This window comes from uncultured Exiguobacterium sp. (genome assembly GCF_964277885.1).
GTDB lineage: Bacteria > Bacillota > Bacilli > Exiguobacteriales > Exiguobacteriaceae > Exiguobacterium_A.
The window spans coordinates 928,440-945,574 of the sequence record NZ_CAXYJR010000005.1 but is presented as its reverse complement, the minus strand read 5'-3'; the positions used below and the strand labels follow the sequence as shown (position 1 = coordinate 945,574).

The window sequence follows — 17,135 nt, the reverse complement described above, 5'->3', positions numbered from 1 at the left end:
TTGAGTGATTAATTAAAAGAACTTCTGAATGTCGTTCCAAGTGACGACGAGCATGAGTAACATTAAAAGTGCGAAACCGACGAAGTGAACCAATCCTTCTTTTTGAGGATCAACTGGTTTTCCGCGTAAGGCTTCAAGGAAGAGGAACAGCAAGCGTCCTCCGTCAAGTGCCGGGAGTGGCAATAAGTTGAAGACTGCTAAGTTGACAGACAACAGTGCCGTCCATGTCAACAGCATCGAGAATCCACTTGCTGCGACCTGATCGGTCATCTTAACGATCCCAACTGGTCCTGATAACTGATCAACGCCAACGACACCGGTCACTAGATCTCCAACCGCTCCGACGATGAGCGTCGACATGCGCCACGTTTCCGACACACCCGTTTGTAGTGCTGTTCCGAATGATTTTTCTGTCTCATTCGTAACACCGATGATGCCGACCTTCTGTTCTCCTTGCTGTTGCACTTTTGGCGTGATTTCGGTTGTTGTTTCTTTCCCATCACGTTCATATTTGACTTCTGTCGCTTTACCGGCACGATCTTGGAATCCTGCGCGTAAATCAGTCCATTTCGATGTATCTTGTCCGTTAACCGAAACAATCCGGTCACCTTCAACTAGTCCAGCTTGGTCAGCCGGTGAACCTTTTTGAACTGTTCCGATGACGCTGTCTCCCGTCGGCGAGCCGTTATATAAAGCAAGACCGAATAGGATAACGAACGCGAGGACGAAGTTCATGAACGGTCCTGCAGCAATCGCAAGGACACGTTTCCATACGGATTTCGAACCAAATGTACGGTCATACGGCGCAATTTGTGTCCGTGTCTGACCTTCTACGAGAAATGCTGTTGGTGAGACGGGGTAGCGAACCGATGTCTCGTCTTGTAACCCAACGAGTTCGAGTTGATGCAATAAGTCAATCCGCTCGACAGTAACGACTTGATCGACTTGTGGTTGATCCGCATCGAAATAAATCGTCTCAATGACACCGTCCTTTAACTGTAATCCAACGGTTTGACCTGATTTGATCTCAACGAGTTCAGGTTCTTCACCCGCCATCTTGACGTAACCGCCAATCGGCAACAGGCGTACCGTATACAATGTCTCATTCTTAAACACTGAAAAGATTTTCGGTCCAAATCCAATAGCAAATTCCCGACAGAGAATACCTGCCCGCTTCGCCATTACGAGATGACCCCATTCATGGACGGCGACGAGTACACCGAACATCAGCACGATTGAAATAAAGGTCGTCATTACTTATCCCATCCTTAGTTAGCGAATGTAAGAGACGATACGAACTCACGCGCCCATCGATCAGCTTCAAGGATTTGATCCAACGAAGGCTCCTCGATAAGCTCATGAGCTTGAAGCGCCGCCTCAACGCTCGCTTCGATTTCTAAAAAGCGAATGTCCCCTTTTAAGAAACGGTCCACCGCTTGTTCGTTCGCAGCATTGAGTACTGATGGCATCGATCCGCCGGCTTGACCCGCTTCAAAAGCAAGTCGTAACAAGGGATAACGATCAAATGATGCATCAGCAAAGTGTAAGCGTCCGATTTCCTTTAAGTTTAACCGTTCTCCCCCTTGGATTTCAAGGCGGGACGGATATGTAAGAGCGTACTGAATCGGTTCTCGCATGTCGGGCATACCAAGCTGCGCCATGACAGCTCCATCGTTGAATGCGACCATCGAGTGGATAATGGATTCACGGTGGATGACGACATCGATATCCGCATAGTCGACATCAAATAACCAATGCGCTTCAATGACCTCGAACCCTTTGTTCATCATTGTCGCGGAATCAATCGTGATTTTTGCTCCCATCGACCAGTTCGGATGCGCCAGTGCTTGTTCGACCGTCACATCTGCCAGTTCTTCCCGTGATTGATCGCGGAAGCTGCCGCCTGACGCCGTCAAGATGATTTGACGCACATCTTCTCGCCGCTCACCGTTCAAGCATTGGAAAATCGCCGCATGCTCACTATCGACGGGTAAAATTGTCACGTTTTTTTCGCGCGCGAGCTTCATGACAAGGTGGCCTGCCGTGACGAGTGTTTCTTTGTTCGCAAGACCAATCGTTTTACCCGCCTCGATCGCAGCAAGCGTTGGACGTAAGCCAACAGCTCCTACGACCGCTGTAATGACCGTATCGATTTCAGGATGCGTCACGATATCCAGCAATCCTTCTTCTCCGATGACGATTGTCGGATGATACGTTAAGTGATGCTCAAGTTCTTGGCGGGTCGTCTCATCTTGAACACCGACAAGCATCGGTTGCAGACGATTCAACCACGGTACAGCGATTGTCGTGTTACGCCCAAATGCAAAACTCGTCAATTCAAAAAGGTCTGGATTGGCCGCAATGACGTCAAGCGTCTGCGTACCAATCGATCCTGTTCCACCGATGATACTGATTTTCTTCATAATGAAGCGCCTCCTCAAGCAAAGATATCGAGTACGACGAGGACCGTAAAGACGATCATCATGCTGTCGAACCGATCTAAAATACCACCATGCCCCGGTAGTAGCGTCCCTGAATCCTTGACACCATAATGGCGTTTGTAAGCGGACTGGACCAAGTCACCAAGTTGACCTACGACGGCAACGATGATGGCGAGTAGAACGACTTTCCCAAAACCGACTGTCGGTTCGATACTTTCGAACACGACACCGAGTAAGATGGCAAGTAACACGCCACCGACTGCCCCTTCAATCGTTTTGTTCGGACTGATCGATGGCCACAGTTTATTCTTACCAAATCGTTTGCCGACGAAATAAGCCCCTGAATCCGTGAACCAGATCAAGAGGATGATTAGCAATGACCACGTTAATCCATGTTCGAGTAAACGGATATAGGCAAATGACGCAAAACCGACACCGACATAAACTGCAGTCAGCAGTAAAAAGGCAACATCATCGAATGTAAAGACATTCTTTGAGAACACGTTCCAGAAGAGGCTAATCAATAAGATGATCATTGCCCAAGCAATCGGCGAAAGTCCGATCGGCAGTGTCTGATCGACTGCTTCTTCATAGATACCAACAAACGGCAATAATGTCCCAATCCCAAATAGAATCCGAGGGACGCGCGAGCCGCTCCATTGTCGCATCCGAACGAGCTCGGTATATCCGAGAATCGTTAAGATTGCCATAAACGCTAAAAAGGGAAGTCCGCCGATGTACAGAAGTGCCAAAAAGATGGCACCAGCCCATATCCCTGTAATAATTCGAGTTTTCATAAGCTAGTTCCTCATTTGATCAGACGCCGCCGAATCGGCGTGTCCGTTGATTATAATCTTCGATTGCCGCCAAGAAAGCATCCCGGCGAAATTCTGGCCACAAGACATCTGTGAAATAAAACTCCGCATATGCTGCTTGCCAAAGTAAAAAGTTGGATAACCGTTGTTCCCCACTCGTTCGAATAACGAAATCGACATCGGTTACGGATCCTGTCATCAACTCTCGTTCGATCGTCTCCGGTGTAATCGCATCCGGTGACAATGATCCTGCTTGGATTTGGGCACCCAGTTTCTGCATGACTTGAACGAGTTCATCGCGTCCTCCATAATTCAGAGCGAAAATCAGACGAAGTCCTGTATTGTGTTGCGTATCCAGTTTCGCTTGCTCGACCGCCTCACGCGTGAAATGAGGGAGGCGTGATACTTCACCCGCCACCTCGACTTTGACATTTTGCGCGTCTAACTCTTTTAAATCCGACTCTAAAAATTGTGCCGGTAACTTCATGAGAAAGCTCACTTCTTCCTCAGGACGCGTCCAATTCTCTGTCGAGAAGGCATACAGTGTCAGGCTTTTGATGCCAAGTTCATTTGCCACCCGAACGACTTCACGAATTGATTTCATACCTTCGCGATGACCCATGATACGCGGAAGTCCGCGTTTTTGTGCCCATCGTCCGTTTCCGTCCATGATGATGGCAACGTGTTCAGGTACCCGATCATAGGTTTCGGTTTCTTTCGTCTGATTCAACCATTGAAACATCCGCACTTCCTCCTCTCTCAATTATGAAGAAAGGGACTCTTCGTGTGACAAAGAGTCCCCCCCATGACGATCCGATGCGTCATACTTCCATGATTTCTTGTTCTTTTTCCGTTGCCGTCTGATCAAGTTGTTTGACGAACTTGTCTGTCAACGTTTGAACATCTTCTGTGTATCCACGCAGATCGTCTTCTGTCAATGCACCATCTTTTTCTTGTTTCTTTAACTGCTCGTTCGTATCACGACGAATGTTACGGAGAGCAACTTTCCCTTCTTCCGTATACTTCTTGACGAGTTTAACGAGTTCCTTCCGACGTTCCTCCGTTAGTGGCGGAATCGCAAGACGAATGACCGTACCATCAGATGATGGTGCAAGACCAAGATCTGCACGCTGAATCGCTTTTTCAATTTCACTGACCATTGATTTATCCCACGGAGTAATCAAGATCAGACGCGCTTCTGGTGTGTTGACGTTTGCTACTTGATTGAGCGGTGTCGGTGCACCGTAGTACTCGACTTGAACGGGATCTAAAATCGCTACGTTCGCGCGACCCGCGCGAAGTGTCGCAAGTTCCTTTTTAAGTGAGAGGTGTGCCTTTTCCATCCGTTCTTCGGCTTGTTTTAAGATTTCTTTTGACATATTAGTTCCCCCTTACGATTGTCCCGATTTCATCACCGATGACGACACGTTTGATGTTACCTTCTTCCATCAACGAGAAGACGATGAGCGGGATGTCATTGTCCATACAAAGTGATGTAGCTGTAGAGTCCATGACTTGAAGACCATCTTTTAAGACATCCAAGTAAGAAAGCGTCTCGAACTTCTTCGCTTCTGGATCAACATTCGGGTCCGCTGAGTAGACACCATCAACGTTGTTCTTCGCCATCAAGATGACTTCCGCTTCAATTTCAGCTGCACGAAGAGCAGCTGTCGTATCTGTTGAGAAGTACGGGTTTCCTGTACCTGCCGCAAAGATGACGACGCGTCCTTTTTCTAAGTGACGCATTGCACGGCGACGAATGTACGGTTCTGCCACTTGACGCATCTCAATCGATGTTTGAACGCGTGTCTCAACACCTACATCTTCTAAGCTATCTTGAAGCGCAAGCGAGTTCATGACTGTCGCTAACATCCCCATATAATCGGCATTGGCCCGGTCCATCCCAAGTTCTGCACCTGTTTTACCACGCCAAATGTTTCCAGCTCCGACGACGACCGCTACTTCAACATTCAATTCAATCAATTCGCGAATCTGTTTCGAGATAGATTTGACGATGACAGGATTAATCCCAAACCCTTGATCTCCTGCGAGCGCTTCTCCGCTCAATTTTAACACAATCCGGTTATATTTCGGTTGCATGACTATGTCCCCCTTGCTAAATTCCGTAAAAAAGGAACACGAACCACTTCCACACGAAAGTGGATTGAAGCATACGTGTTCCTTCTCTTGTCATCAGGATGATCCCGATTCTTATTTTTTAAGTTGGTTCATAACTTCTTCAGCGAAGTTCTCTTCGCGTTTTTCCATACCTTCTCCAACTTCGAAGCGTACGAATGACACGACTTTACCGCCTTTAGATTCTACATATTTACCAACTTTGAAGTCTGGATCCTTGACGAACGTTTGATCGACGAGGCAGATTTCCTCGAAGAACTTGTTCATACGACCAACGATCATTTTTTCAACGATGTTAGCAGGTTTTCCTTCGTTCAATGCTTGCTCAGTGAGGACTTTTTCTTCACGCGCTTTTTCTTCTTCTGTGACAGAAGTACGGTCAACGTAAAGTGGACGTGCTGCTGCGATGTGCATTGCAACGTCTTTTGCAACTGTTTCGTCTGTCGTACCTTCGATAACGACGACTGAACCGATGCGTCCACCCATGTGGAGGTAAGAACCGAATACTGCATCATCTGCTTTTGTGAAGAGCGCTACGCGACGGAGTGAGATTTTCTCTCCGATTGTTGAAGCTTCTTCTGAGATGTATGTGTCGATTGTTTTGCCTGCTTCGTATTCAGAAGCAAGAGCAGCTTCTGCTGTCTCAGAACCGTTACGGAGAACAGCATCTGCGATGTTTTGAACGAGTGTTTGGAAACGTTCGTTTTTCGCAACGAAGTCTGTTTCTGAGTTGATTTCAACGAGTGCCGCTTTGTTACCGTCAACTGCAACTGCAGTTAATCCTTCAGCTGCGATACGATCGCCTTTTGCCGCTGCTTTAGCGATCCCTTTTTCACGCAAGAAATCTACTGCTGCGTTCATATCACCGTCAGTTTCAACGAGTGCTTTTTTGCAGTCGAGCATACCTGCACCTGTTTTTTCACGAAGTTCTTTAACCATTGCTGCTGTAATAGCCATTCGATATTCCTCCTTATAACATCCTTAGTTTCAAAAAAAAGGTGATAAAAGGTCGATTCCCTTTATCACCTGGCATCACGAATTACTCAGCGTCTGCTACTACTTCTTCAGTAGTTTCAGGTGCTACGTTATCTTCGCCTTGTTTAACTTCGAGGATTGCGTCAGCCATTTTACCAGTGAGCAATTTGACTGCACGGATCGCATCGTCGTTCGCTGGGATGACGTAGTCGATTTCGTCTGGATCACAGTTAGTATCAACAATCGCAACGATTGGGATGTTGAGTTTGTGTGCTTCTGCAATCGCGATACGCTCTTTGCGTGGGTCAACGATGAAGAGTGCATCCGGAACGCCTGGCATATCTTTGATACCGCCGAGGAATTTCTCAAGACGAGTCATTTCTTTTTTAAGAATGATGACTTCTTTTTTAGGAAGAACTTCGAATGTACCGTTCTCTTCCATTTTTTCGAGTTGTTTCAAACGGTTGATACGTTTTTTGATTGTAGAGAAGTTCGTGAGAGTTCCACCCAACCAACGTTCGTTGATGAAGTATTGACCTGCACGGATCGCTTCTTCTTTCACAGTGTCTTGAGCTTGTTTTTTCGTACCAACGAAAAGAACGTTTCCGCCTTCAGACGCTACTTCACGGATGAAGTTGTATGCTTCGTCTACTTTTTTGACCGTTTTTTGAAGGTCGATGATGTAGATTCCGTTCCGTTCTGTGAAGATGTATTTCGCCATTTTTGGGTTCCAACGGCGTGTTTGGTGACCGAAGTGTACACCAGCTTCTAACAATTGTTTCATCGAGATTACTGCCATGATGAATTCCTCCTTTTGGGTTTTGGATGTCCTCCGCGATGATCGTCTATCCAGCTAACCTATTAAAGGCACCACAGCTGGCGATACATGCGTGCGTAATTAACACCGTAGACTAATATAGCATAAAGATTAACGAGGGGCAACCTTCGTTTGATGAGAAAGTTTCGCGATTAAAGCGACCTCACCCGTTCCTCGGTTCAAGGAACGAGCGAGTGTCTCTATATCTGTACCTTCTTGTAATGCTTGTTTGACATCCGTCATCTCTTGTTCTTGCGTAACTACCGGTTCTTTGTGTACGATTTTCTTCACTTCAGGTTGTCCCGTGTCCGGATCAGTCTTACTATGCAACACTTGCTCACTTGGAGCGAATCCTTGGGCATCTACTTGTAATGAAGGTTCCAGAGTGGATTTTGAATCGCTTTCCGTCATACCGTTCACCTGTTCCATGAAACGCAGCAATATTTGTTCCGTCTCATCCTTCTCACGCTCTAAACGCGTGATACGATCCTTTAAATCCGCTTGCTGACGAAACAGTAGAAGTAACGCGTAGCATATAAGCGCTGCGAGGAGTATATACACGACTGTCATGATCAATTTCCTTTCACATTGCGACACGATCTGCTAAGTATGCACTTCCCAATGCATTTTTTAATTTACGTAGAGCTTTAGAGTGGATTTGAGAGATCCGTGAAGTCGACAATTCCAGAATTTCACCAATCTCGGTCAATGTTAATTCCTCATAGTAGAAGAGCGATACGACCAACTGTTCTTTTTCAGACAGTTCTTTTACTTCCTCTGCCAGTTTAGCGATCAGTTCACGCATTAATAACATGTCCTCAGGCGTTGCTGTATCCGGATCTAAATAGGACACCGTCATGGCTTTCCCTTCATCTTGTAAGGTGACCGCTTCATCGATTGATAATACGTTCGCAAAATAACTTTCGGCTAACGCACTTTTCACTTCATCCGTAGACATCTCGACAATCGAAGATACCTCTTCAATTGTCGGTGTTCTTTGAAGTGATTGCTCTAGTATCTCAACAGCTGCCTCGACCCGTTTTGCTTTTTCTCGTAAAGAACGCGGTAACCAATCGATCTTTCGCAGTCCGTCTAAAATTGCTCCCCGAATCCGAAAGGCGGCATACGTGTCGAATTTATTATTATGATTTTGATCGAATTTTTGAAGAGCGTCGTACAATCCCATCATCCCTAAACTTTTCAATTCATCCCGATCGACACTTTTAGGTAATGTAGCACTCAGGCGTTGAACATGATATTGAACGAGAGGTTCGTAATTCAAGAGTAACTCATCCGCTACCGTGATATCACGTGTCGATAGCCATCGATCCCAAAGTTGTTGTAATTCCTCACGCATGACCATTCCTCCTCTATATTTCCAACGTCCCGACATTTACTGTCCGGATCACGAGACGTCCTGACTTTGAGTGGAACTCGATCGTCCGTCCATTTGTACCTCCGACATCTTCTGCGACAAGTGGAATACCTGTCTTTTGTAGCATGTCTTTGACGGACGCAATGTTTCGTTCTCCAATTCGCATCGATTCATGTTCATATTTGAATTGGAACATTTGTGCACCACCAGCAATTTTAGCGCGTAATCTCACCGCACCTTGCGCTCGTAAACGTTTTACGACCTCCAGAATAGCAGTATCCGCAAACTTACCGACTTCAGCTTCACGATTTCGACTAATCGCTGAGTCTGGCAACATCACGTGTGCCATACTGGACAATCCTCGCTCCTGATCATAGATGACGACACCGACACATGAGCCAAGACCAGCGGTGCGGAGAATGACGGGATGTTTACTGATCGCATATTCCGCGATTCCAATTCGTATGAGTTCATCCATCAATATCCACACCCAATCGCTGAAAGACGGTCTGAAATGCATTAGCTTCTGGTAAAAGAAGCAAATGACCAGTCAATTCATTCCCCGCACTCGAAAGATGCGTGTCGATGTATAATGCCATGTTTCCTGGAGTCGAAGATTCAAGAAGAGCCACTTCAAGCAAGGCGCCGACCATATCAAATGCAGAAGCAGGTACGCTGACTTGTAGGGAAAGGTTCAACCAATCTGAAATCGAACGTGCATATGCGCCGATTAGTATATTCCCGATTTCCTCCCAGGCAGAAACCCCCATTTCATGAAAATCAGAGAAAAATTGGAACTCGGACTTCATCAATTGGCCAATCAATTTCTCTGCGTCGTGCAGAGGCATTAAAAAGAGTAAGGTTGCTCGAATATCTCCTGAGAAACGCAGTAGTGCTCCAGCCGTATACGCTTCCGCTCCTCCGACCCGATCGATAATCGACGAGAATGGCTCTAACTCAGCCGAAGGAACTTCGATTTCAATCGGTTTTCCTAAGAGTGTCGATAATGCTGTAGCTGCATGACCTGCTCCGATATTTCCGATCTCTCTGAAAATATCTTTTTCGTCAGCATTAAGCATGAACGATGTCCTCAAACAAACGGTTCGGCTCGATTAACGAAAACAGCTGATGCTCACCCTTGGCGACTGCTGTCAAATACGATGCATCCTCTTGCTTTTGTTCACTTAAAGGCTCGATTCTGACATCTGATGATTCTACGACTTCATTCGCTCGATCAACGATGAAGCCCGCATCTCCGTGTTCGAGAGTGGCAATGATGATCCGCGTTTCTTCCGTTTCTTCGATCATCTCAAATCCTAAGCGTGCCCGAAGATCAATCACAGGTGTGACGACCCCACGTAAGTTAATCACACCTTTAACGAAAGATGCGGCATTCGGAATCCGTGTGATGGGAATGAGGCGTTCGATCGAACGAACAGATTGTACGTCAATCCCATATGAATTCTCTTCTAATTGAAAAACAACCCACTTTTGTTCCATCTTCAATTCCCTCACTTTCGTAATAGAGCATTACTGTCAATGATCAATGCAACCTGTCCATCACCGAGGATGGTTGCTCCAGAAATCGCACGAATTCCTTCAAGATAACTACCAAGCGGCTTCATGACGATTTCTTGTTGTCCAATCAATTCCGAGACGACCAAACCGGCTAGTTTCTCACCGCTTCGAACCACCACAACGGAGTATGCATCCGCATCATGTTGCGGCAAGCCATAGACTTCATTTAACGAAATCAATGGAACCAATTGTCCACGGAAATCGAATACTTTCTCACGATGCGCCTGTAGGATCGAAGAGCTTCTTAATGATGTCGTCTCGATGATCGCCGTCAACGGAATAGCATACGTTTCTGTACCAAGTTCCACTAGCATCGCTGAAATGATAGATAGTGTCAGTGGTAAGCTGATACGAAAAATCGTTCCTTCTCCACGTCGTGTTTCCACGAACACTTCTCCGCCAAGTGACTCGATCTTGGATTTGACGACATCCAGTCCGACTCCGCGACCAGATAAATCTGTTACGGTTTCCGCCGTCGAAAAACCAGGGGCGAATAATAACATCGATGCTTCTTCTATTGTTAATTGCGTCGCTTCTTCTTCTGTGATCAAACCTTTTTCAATCGCGATTCGTGTAACACGTTCATGATTGATCCCAGCACCATCATCTTCGATTTCAATGAAGACACGATTTCCCGAATGATACGCACGTAAGGACAGGTTACCTTCAACAGGTTTACCGGCAAGAATCCGGTCCGCCTTATTTTCAATTCCATGATCGATTGCGTTACGAATCAAGTGAACCAACGGATCTCCGATTTCGTCGATGACAGTTCGATCTAGTTCTGTCTCAGCACCCGTGATATGTAACTTGATGTGCTTTCCGACATCTTTTGATACAGAACGTACCATCCGTGGGAATCGATTGAATACTTGTTCGATTGGCATCATACGTAACGTGAGTACGAGAGACTGCAATTCATTCGTACCGCGTTTAATCCGTTCGACCGTATCCGTCAATTCTGGAGAACTTACTTCAGCTGCAATCCGTTCCAACCGTCCACGGTCTATGATGAATTCTTCGAATAAGTTCATCAAGCGATCGATTCGTTCTAAATTAACGCGAATCGTCTTGGATGCGACGGGTGCAGTTGTGTCTAGCGTTTCATTCACGGATGTTTCTGTTTTCGGAACATCTACAGTTGCTGGTTCTGGTTGTAACGTGGAGATGGCGACTTCCGCTTCGGGCATGGTCTCGAATGGAACGATTGTTACATTTGCGACTTCCGATACAGTTTCAACGGCTTCCTGGATCGTTTTTTGCTCACTTTGTGTGACGAATAAAATTTCAAAAGAAGTATCAAAATGCTCTTGTTCTAAGTCATCAGAAGTTGGATTCGATAAAATTACATCCCCAAGCGATTGAAGACGATCAAAGACCATGTAGACACGAGCCGCCTTTAAGATCACATCCGCTGAAAGCTCGATGGATAAGACATATGCCTGATATCCTGCCGCAATCGATTGTTGGACGACCGCTTTCGAATACACATCACATTCAAAGTTCTGTTGCGCCACCTCAGGAACGACTGTCGCAGTTTGTACATCGTTCGGCTGGATGAAACGCTTCAAGCGATTGACCGTTTCTGCTACATCTAGCTTTCCTTTTCCGCCTCTGCTAATATCTTCGACCATCGTCTCGAGTTGTTCAGCTGCAACGAATAATACATCAATCAACTCTGCAGTCGCTGGTTGCTTTTTAGAACGAACTAAATCAAGGGCGCTCTCCATTTCATGCGTAAGATCAGCAATGGCATCATACCCCATCGTTCCCGCCATTCCTTTAAGTGTGTGCGCCGAACGAAAAATTTGATCAATGACGGCTTCATCGTCCATCCGTTGTTCGAAATCCAATAAGCTTGTATTGATTGCTTGAAGATGCTCCATTGATTCATCAAGGAACAATCCTACATATTCATTTAAGTCCATGAATGATTTCCTCCTTTATCTCCAACTTAATGGACATGATCTTTCCCATGCTTTAGTCGACCGAATAATCGATCTAAAAATCTTCGTTCTTTTACGCGAACACCTGTCAGTGAAGTCGTGATGTGGTCCATTCGCCAACTGACGTTACTCTTTCGGTCCATGATATAAAATGGCATTTGGGCTTTGACCGCCTTTACGACTGTCTGATCTTCAGGTAAAAAACCGATGAAACGTAATGACTTTTTTAAGAATTGAGAACTAACCAACTCAAGACGATCGAACGTTTCAAGCGCTTCTTCACCATGAGACGCTCGATTGACGATTACAGAGATTGGCAATTCTTTTGCATGATGATGGGCTAACTTCACAAATGCATACCCATCCATGATGGAAGTAGGTTCTGGTGTGACAATCAACCACGCTTCATCTGCACTGCTAATGAAGTCAAACGTTTGATGGTTCGCACCCGCCCCTAAATCCAGCAAGACGTAATCATAGTCATAGAAGAAGCGAAACTCTCGTAGTAAGAAGGTCGTATCCTCTGCCGTAAGATTGGTTAATTCCGCAAACCCACTTCCTCCATGGATGAAGTGTAACGTAGAGGAATACTCCACGATGGATTGCTGCAATGATTCCCTTTTCTTCACACATTCCATGAGGGATAACTTTGAAGATTTCCCTAGTAAAATTCCGATGTTCGCCATACCGATATCTAAATCGATGAGAAGTACCTTCTTATTTTGAAGAGATAACGCAACGCCTAAGTTGACAGCAACATTCGTTTTACCAACGCCACCTTTACCACTGACGATCGCTATCGTCTTGGTCTCATTTACAGATAATTTAGAGCGTAGGACACGTGCTTGATCTTCTTGCATCATCCCATTCCTCTCTTAACGACCATCTCAGATATCTCTTCTGCGGAAGCAAACATAATATCTTCGGGCACCTCTTGACCAGTAGTTATACAATAGATCGGCAGTTCACTTTCCTCCGCAAGACCCACGATCGACCATAATTCACTTGTCTCATCTGCTTTGGAAAAAATAACACCAGATACAGGGACGGTTTGAAAACGATCATACATCCGAATGAGGTCTTGATATTTCGCCGTCAAGCTTAGTACAAGCAACACCTCGGTCTCTTTAAAATCATGACGACTTTTCAATTGCTCAACATATCCAACATCGAGGAAGTTTCTGCCCGCTGTATCGATTAGAACGATATCGCATGATTGCAATGCTGTTTTCGCTTGCTCGAAGTCGTCTAGATCGTATGCGACATGAATCGGGATAGACAGAATATCCGCATACGTCTTTAACTGTTCAATTGCTGATATTCGGTACGTATCCGTCGTGATGAGACCTACTCGTTTTTTCTCTGTCAATGTGTAGTAGGCCGCTAGTTTTGCGATTGTCGTCGTTTTACCGACTCCCGTAGGACCTGTGAGCATGATGTATTTTGCGTTCGTCGTCTTCGTTCGAATCTTCGAACGAACTTCTTCACGTAATACAGCGTTCAAGTCAGATTGTTGCGTCTGATAATAGGATGACACGAGTTTTTCATGTAAATGTTCTGCTAATTGATTCAATGCAGGCTCCGCAAGTAGTCCGGCATAATGACTTATTTCTTTTGGTAGCGGTCTCTCACCAATCGTAATGATCGTAGGACGTTCCACAAAAGCGCGCTTTTCGGGTTGACTTACATGAGGTGGTATCTTATCCGGTAATGGAGAATCGACTTCTTGAGCCGTCTTCTCTTCTCGATATTCATCAATCGAACCGACGAGCTCTACTTTTCGTTTAGCAAAGATCCCGAACAGTCCTCCTACCTTTATGTGCCTCGTGTTCAAGATGATGGCTTCTTCACCTAGCTCTTGTTTAATCCGCTCCATCGCTTCAGCTACTGTATCCGCTACGACTTTTTTCACTATCATTGCTTATATCACCCCAATGCTCTTCACTTCGATCGTCGGCATCAATTCGTTATATGACAAAATTGGTATATCCGGGAAGTAGCGTTCTGTCAATTGACGGACGAACATCCGAATGCTCGGAGAAGTCAGAATGATTGGATGAGCACCATAACGTTCAAACTCCATCGTTCGCTCTTGTAATGCTTCGATGAAACGACTTGCTTTTTCGGGATCAAGGGCTAAGTAGTTTCCGAACTCTGTTTTCTGAATCGCCGATTGTATGTCAAGTTCCATCTCACTTGATACTGTCACGACATGTAATACTTCCCCTTGCATTACTTGTTCCGTAATTTGACGCGACAAGGATTGGCGAACATATTCAGCGAGTAATTCACTATCTTTCGTGACTGCGGCATAATCCGCAAGTGTTTCAAAGATCAATGGTAAATTGCGAATCGAAATCTTTTCTTTAAGCAGTTGTACGAATATTTTTTGTAGATCTCCAATCGATAGAAGTTGTGGTGTCACTTCTTCCACTAAAATTGGATGAGACTCCTTCAAGTGATCAACTAGTTGCTTCGTTTCTTCTCGACCGAGTAACTCAGCGGCATGTTTCTTCAAGAGCTCCGTTAAATGTGTTGCGACGACAGATGGTGGATCAACGACCGTATAGCCTGACATTTCTGCTCGGCTCCGTGTCTGTTCATCAATCCAGAGCGCCGGCATACCGAAAGCCGGTTCAACGGTTTCGATACCGCGGATTTCTGGATCGTCAACCCCGGGACTCATCGCTAAATAATGATCCAGTAATAGTTCACCAGTCGCCATTTCACTTCCGCGAATCTTAATCCGGTACTGATTCGGTGATAACTGCAGATGATCGCGAATCCGAACGGTCGGAAGTACGAACCCAAGTTCAAGCGCCAGTTGCCGACGAATCATGACGACACGATCAAGTAAATCACCGCCTTGTGCTTCATCAGCGAGTGGAATCAATCCATAACCAAATTCGAATTCAATCGTATCGACGTTCAGTAAGGAAATGACCGATTCGCTTGATCGCAAGTTTTCACTTGGTGCTTCTTCGACGGCGACTTCTTCTTGCATCGTTTTCGTCGTCTGCTTCATTCGCCAAGCGAAGAAACCGAACAGTGCTGCAATCGGCATCGTGACGTAATCGGGAATCGCTGTGAATAGCCCGAGTAAGAAGATCGCCCCAGCTGCGATTCCGACGAGTAACGGTGTCCGTGCCAATTGACCGATGACATCCTCACCAAGGTTTCCGTCGGATGTCGAGCGTGTGACGATGATACCGGTCGCAACCGAAATCAAAAGGGCTGGAATCTGGCTGACAAGACCGTCCCCAACTGTCAATAATGTATATAGATTTACGGAATCCATCATCGGTAAGCCTTGCTGGACGACACCGATGATCATTCCGAATATCAAGTTGATGATGACGATGATAATACCGGCGATCGCATCTCCCTTAACGAACTTCGACGCACCGTCCATCGCACCGTAAAAGTCTGCTTCTGACTGAATTTTTTGGCGACGAGTCCGGGCTTGTTGTTCGTCAATCATGCCGGAGTTCAAGTCGGCGTCGATTGCCATCTGTTTCCCTGGCATTGCATCGAGCGTAAAACGTGCCGAGACTTCCGAGACTCGTTCTGAACCCTTCGTGATGACAAGAAACTGAATCAAGACGAGAATCAAGAAGACGACGAAGCCGACGAGCGCATTTCCGCCAACCACAAAACTACCGAAAGCCTCGATGACTTCGCCACCGTTTCCGTTTGACAGGATCGCCCGTGTCGTCGAGACGTTAAGCGCAAGACGAAACAGCGTGACGATCAGCAACAGCGTTGGAAAGACAGAAAACTCAAGTGCCTCTTTGGCATTCATCGCAACGAGTAATACCATCAAAGCAATTAAAATATTAATGATGATTAAAAAATCGAGCATGATAGCGGGCAGTGGAATGACGAGCATGAAGACGATCATGATGACGCCTAACAGAACCGTTAAATCTCGTGTTGATATACTCATGATGCTTCATCCTTTCATTTTGCTTGTTTCAGTTGATAGACAAAGGCGAGTGTTTCAGCGAGCGCCTGATAGAACGTTTCATCCACTGCCATACCAATCTCTGATTGAGCGAACAACGCCCGCGCGAGCGGACGATTTTCAACAATCGGGACGTCAGCTGCTGTCGCCTTCTCCCGAATCCGGAACGCGACAGCATCTACGCCCTTGGCAACGACGATCGGTGCCATATGTTTTCCGTCATCGTATTGAATCGCTACCGCATAATGGGTCGGGTTCGTGATGACGACATCGGCATTCGGTATTTCTTGCATCATCCGACGCATCGCCATCTCCCGTTGTTGTTGTTTAATCTTACCTTTGATTTGAGGGTCACCTTCCGTGTTCTTATGCTCATCCTTTAAATCCTGTTTACTCATTCGGATCGACTTTTCAAAATCAAACTTTTGATAAGCGAAGTCAAGAATGGCTAACGCAATCAAGGCGATACTGACCGACAAACCGAGTAAAAATGTTAAATGACCAATGATGGCTAACGCATCGCCAATCGGTTCAGAAGTTAACCGCGAAATTTCAACCTTGTTATTCCACAAGACCGTTCCACTCGTCACACCGATGACAAGTAGTTTAAAGACAGATTTTAAAAATTCGACGAGTGCTTTGACGCTCACAATCCGTTTGACGCCTTGAAGCGGATTAATCCGGTCCAGTTTCGGTTGAATCGCCTCGCCACTCAAAAGCACACCGATTTGAACAAAGTTACCTAAAATACCGATAATAATTGCCGTTAAAAAGAACGGTGCGACGAGAATACCCATTTGAATTAACATCTCGATTAGTATCTGTTCGACGCGTCCTTGTTCGACGGCTTGCAACACTTGTTTGGCGCTAAGTCCATCTTGCAGAACGAGCACGAACCGTTTGCCTAAAAACGGACCGAAAAAATATAAGACAAGAAACATGGCGAATAGCATGAAACTACTTGTCAAATCTGCTGACTTAGCGACTTGTCCTTTTTTTCGTGAATCATCACGTTTTCGTGGTGTCGCCTTTTCCGTCTTTTCACCTGCGAAATACTGAAGGTCGAGGCGTAGTCGATATGTATGCAT

The 17,135-nt window shown here is 45.8% G+C and carries 18 protein-coding genes; all 18 read right to left on the bottom strand.

Annotated elements, in window-relative coordinates:
* Positions 1-12: 12 nt before the first annotated feature.
* The 18 genes from rseP to flhB all read right to left on the bottom strand — a co-directional run bounded on the left by rseP (position 13) and on the right by flhB (position 17,135).
* Complete coding sequence (gene rseP, locus ACHWTJ_RS06460) at positions 13-1,254, bottom strand: RIP metalloprotease RseP (RefSeq protein ID WP_294740904.1); 1,242 nt, start codon at positions 1,252-1,254, stop codon at positions 13-15.
* 14 nt (positions 1,255-1,268) lie between these two features.
* Positions 1,269-2,423 (bottom strand): 1-deoxy-D-xylulose-5-phosphate reductoisomerase, encoded by a 1,155-nt coding sequence (locus ACHWTJ_RS06455; protein ID WP_394679281.1) that lies wholly within the window; start codon positions 2,421-2,423, stop codon positions 1,269-1,271.
* Between the two features lie 14 nt (positions 2,424-2,437).
* Positions 2,438-3,238: a phosphatidate cytidylyltransferase gene (locus ACHWTJ_RS06450; RefSeq protein ID WP_294740901.1), complete on the bottom strand. Its 801-nt coding sequence runs from the start codon at positions 3,236-3,238 to the stop codon at positions 2,438-2,440.
* Between the two features lie 19 nt (positions 3,239-3,257).
* Positions 3,258-3,998, bottom strand: coding sequence for an isoprenyl transferase (locus ACHWTJ_RS06445; RefSeq protein ID WP_294745658.1), 741 nt, complete (start codon positions 3,996-3,998; stop codon positions 3,258-3,260).
* A gap of 79 nt (positions 3,999-4,077) precedes the next feature.
* A complete protein-coding gene (frr, locus tag ACHWTJ_RS06440) occupies positions 4,078-4,635 on the bottom strand; it encodes a ribosome recycling factor (RefSeq protein WP_058704863.1) in 558 nt (185 codons plus the stop codon).
* A gap of 1 nt (position 4,636) precedes the next feature.
* Positions 4,637-5,356, bottom strand: coding sequence for a UMP kinase (gene pyrH / locus ACHWTJ_RS06435; protein WP_294740897.1), 720 nt, complete (start codon positions 5,354-5,356; stop codon positions 4,637-4,639).
* 111 nt (positions 5,357-5,467) lie between these two features.
* Entirely contained in the window at positions 5,468-6,349 is an 882-nt protein-coding gene (tsf, locus tag ACHWTJ_RS06430; protein WP_023468693.1) for a translation elongation factor Ts, read from the bottom strand.
* An 82-nt stretch (positions 6,350-6,431) separates the two neighbouring features.
* A complete protein-coding gene (gene rpsB / locus ACHWTJ_RS06425) occupies positions 6,432-7,166 on the bottom strand; it encodes a 30S ribosomal protein S2 (RefSeq protein WP_012370721.1) in 735 nt (244 codons plus the stop codon).
* Between the two features lie 129 nt (positions 7,167-7,295).
* Positions 7,296-7,754: a hypothetical protein gene (locus ACHWTJ_RS06420; RefSeq protein ID WP_394679280.1), complete on the bottom strand. Its 459-nt coding sequence runs from the start codon at positions 7,752-7,754 to the stop codon at positions 7,296-7,298.
* 13 nt (positions 7,755-7,767) lie between these two features.
* Positions 7,768-8,541: a FliA/WhiG family RNA polymerase sigma factor gene (locus ACHWTJ_RS06415; protein ID WP_053453774.1), complete on the bottom strand. Its 774-nt coding sequence runs from the start codon at positions 8,539-8,541 to the stop codon at positions 7,768-7,770.
* A 13-nt stretch (positions 8,542-8,554) separates the two neighbouring features.
* Positions 8,555-9,037, bottom strand: a complete 483-nt coding sequence (locus tag ACHWTJ_RS06410; protein ID WP_294740890.1) for a chemotaxis protein CheD — start codon at positions 9,035-9,037, stop codon at positions 8,555-8,557.
* On the bottom strand, positions 9,030-9,638 hold the full coding sequence (locus ACHWTJ_RS06405; protein WP_294740888.1) for a chemotaxis protein CheC: 609 nt from the start codon (positions 9,636-9,638) through the stop codon (positions 9,030-9,032). Before ACHWTJ_RS06405 ends, ACHWTJ_RS06410 begins: the two co-directional genes overlap by 8 nt.
* Positions 9,631-10,059, bottom strand: a complete 429-nt coding sequence (locus ACHWTJ_RS06400) for a chemotaxis protein CheW (protein ID WP_294740886.1) — start codon at positions 10,057-10,059, stop codon at positions 9,631-9,633. Before ACHWTJ_RS06400 ends, ACHWTJ_RS06405 begins: the two co-directional genes overlap by 8 nt.
* Positions 10,060-10,070: 11 nt before the next feature.
* Positions 10,071-12,065 (bottom strand): chemotaxis protein CheA, encoded by a 1,995-nt coding sequence (locus ACHWTJ_RS06395; protein ID WP_294740884.1) that lies wholly within the window; start codon positions 12,063-12,065, stop codon positions 10,071-10,073.
* Positions 12,066-12,091: 26 nt separating this feature from the next.
* Positions 12,092-12,946 carry a MinD/ParA family protein gene (locus ACHWTJ_RS06390; RefSeq protein ID WP_394679279.1) on the bottom strand — a complete coding sequence of 285 codons (855 nt, stop codon included), beginning with the start codon at positions 12,944-12,946 and terminating at the stop codon, positions 12,092-12,094.
* Positions 12,943-14,001, bottom strand: a complete 1,059-nt coding sequence (locus ACHWTJ_RS06385; RefSeq protein WP_294749588.1) for a GTP-binding protein — start codon at positions 13,999-14,001, stop codon at positions 12,943-12,945. Before ACHWTJ_RS06385 ends, ACHWTJ_RS06390 begins: the two co-directional genes overlap by 4 nt.
* 3 nt (positions 14,002-14,004) lie before the next feature.
* On the bottom strand, positions 14,005-16,029 hold the full coding sequence (gene flhA / locus ACHWTJ_RS06380) for a flagellar biosynthesis protein FlhA (protein ID WP_394679278.1): 2,025 nt from the start codon (positions 16,027-16,029) through the stop codon (positions 14,005-14,007).
* 14 nt (positions 16,030-16,043) lie between these two features.
* Complete coding sequence (gene flhB, locus ACHWTJ_RS06375; protein ID WP_294740876.1) at positions 16,044-17,135, bottom strand: flagellar biosynthesis protein FlhB; 1,092 nt, start codon at positions 17,133-17,135, stop codon at positions 16,044-16,046.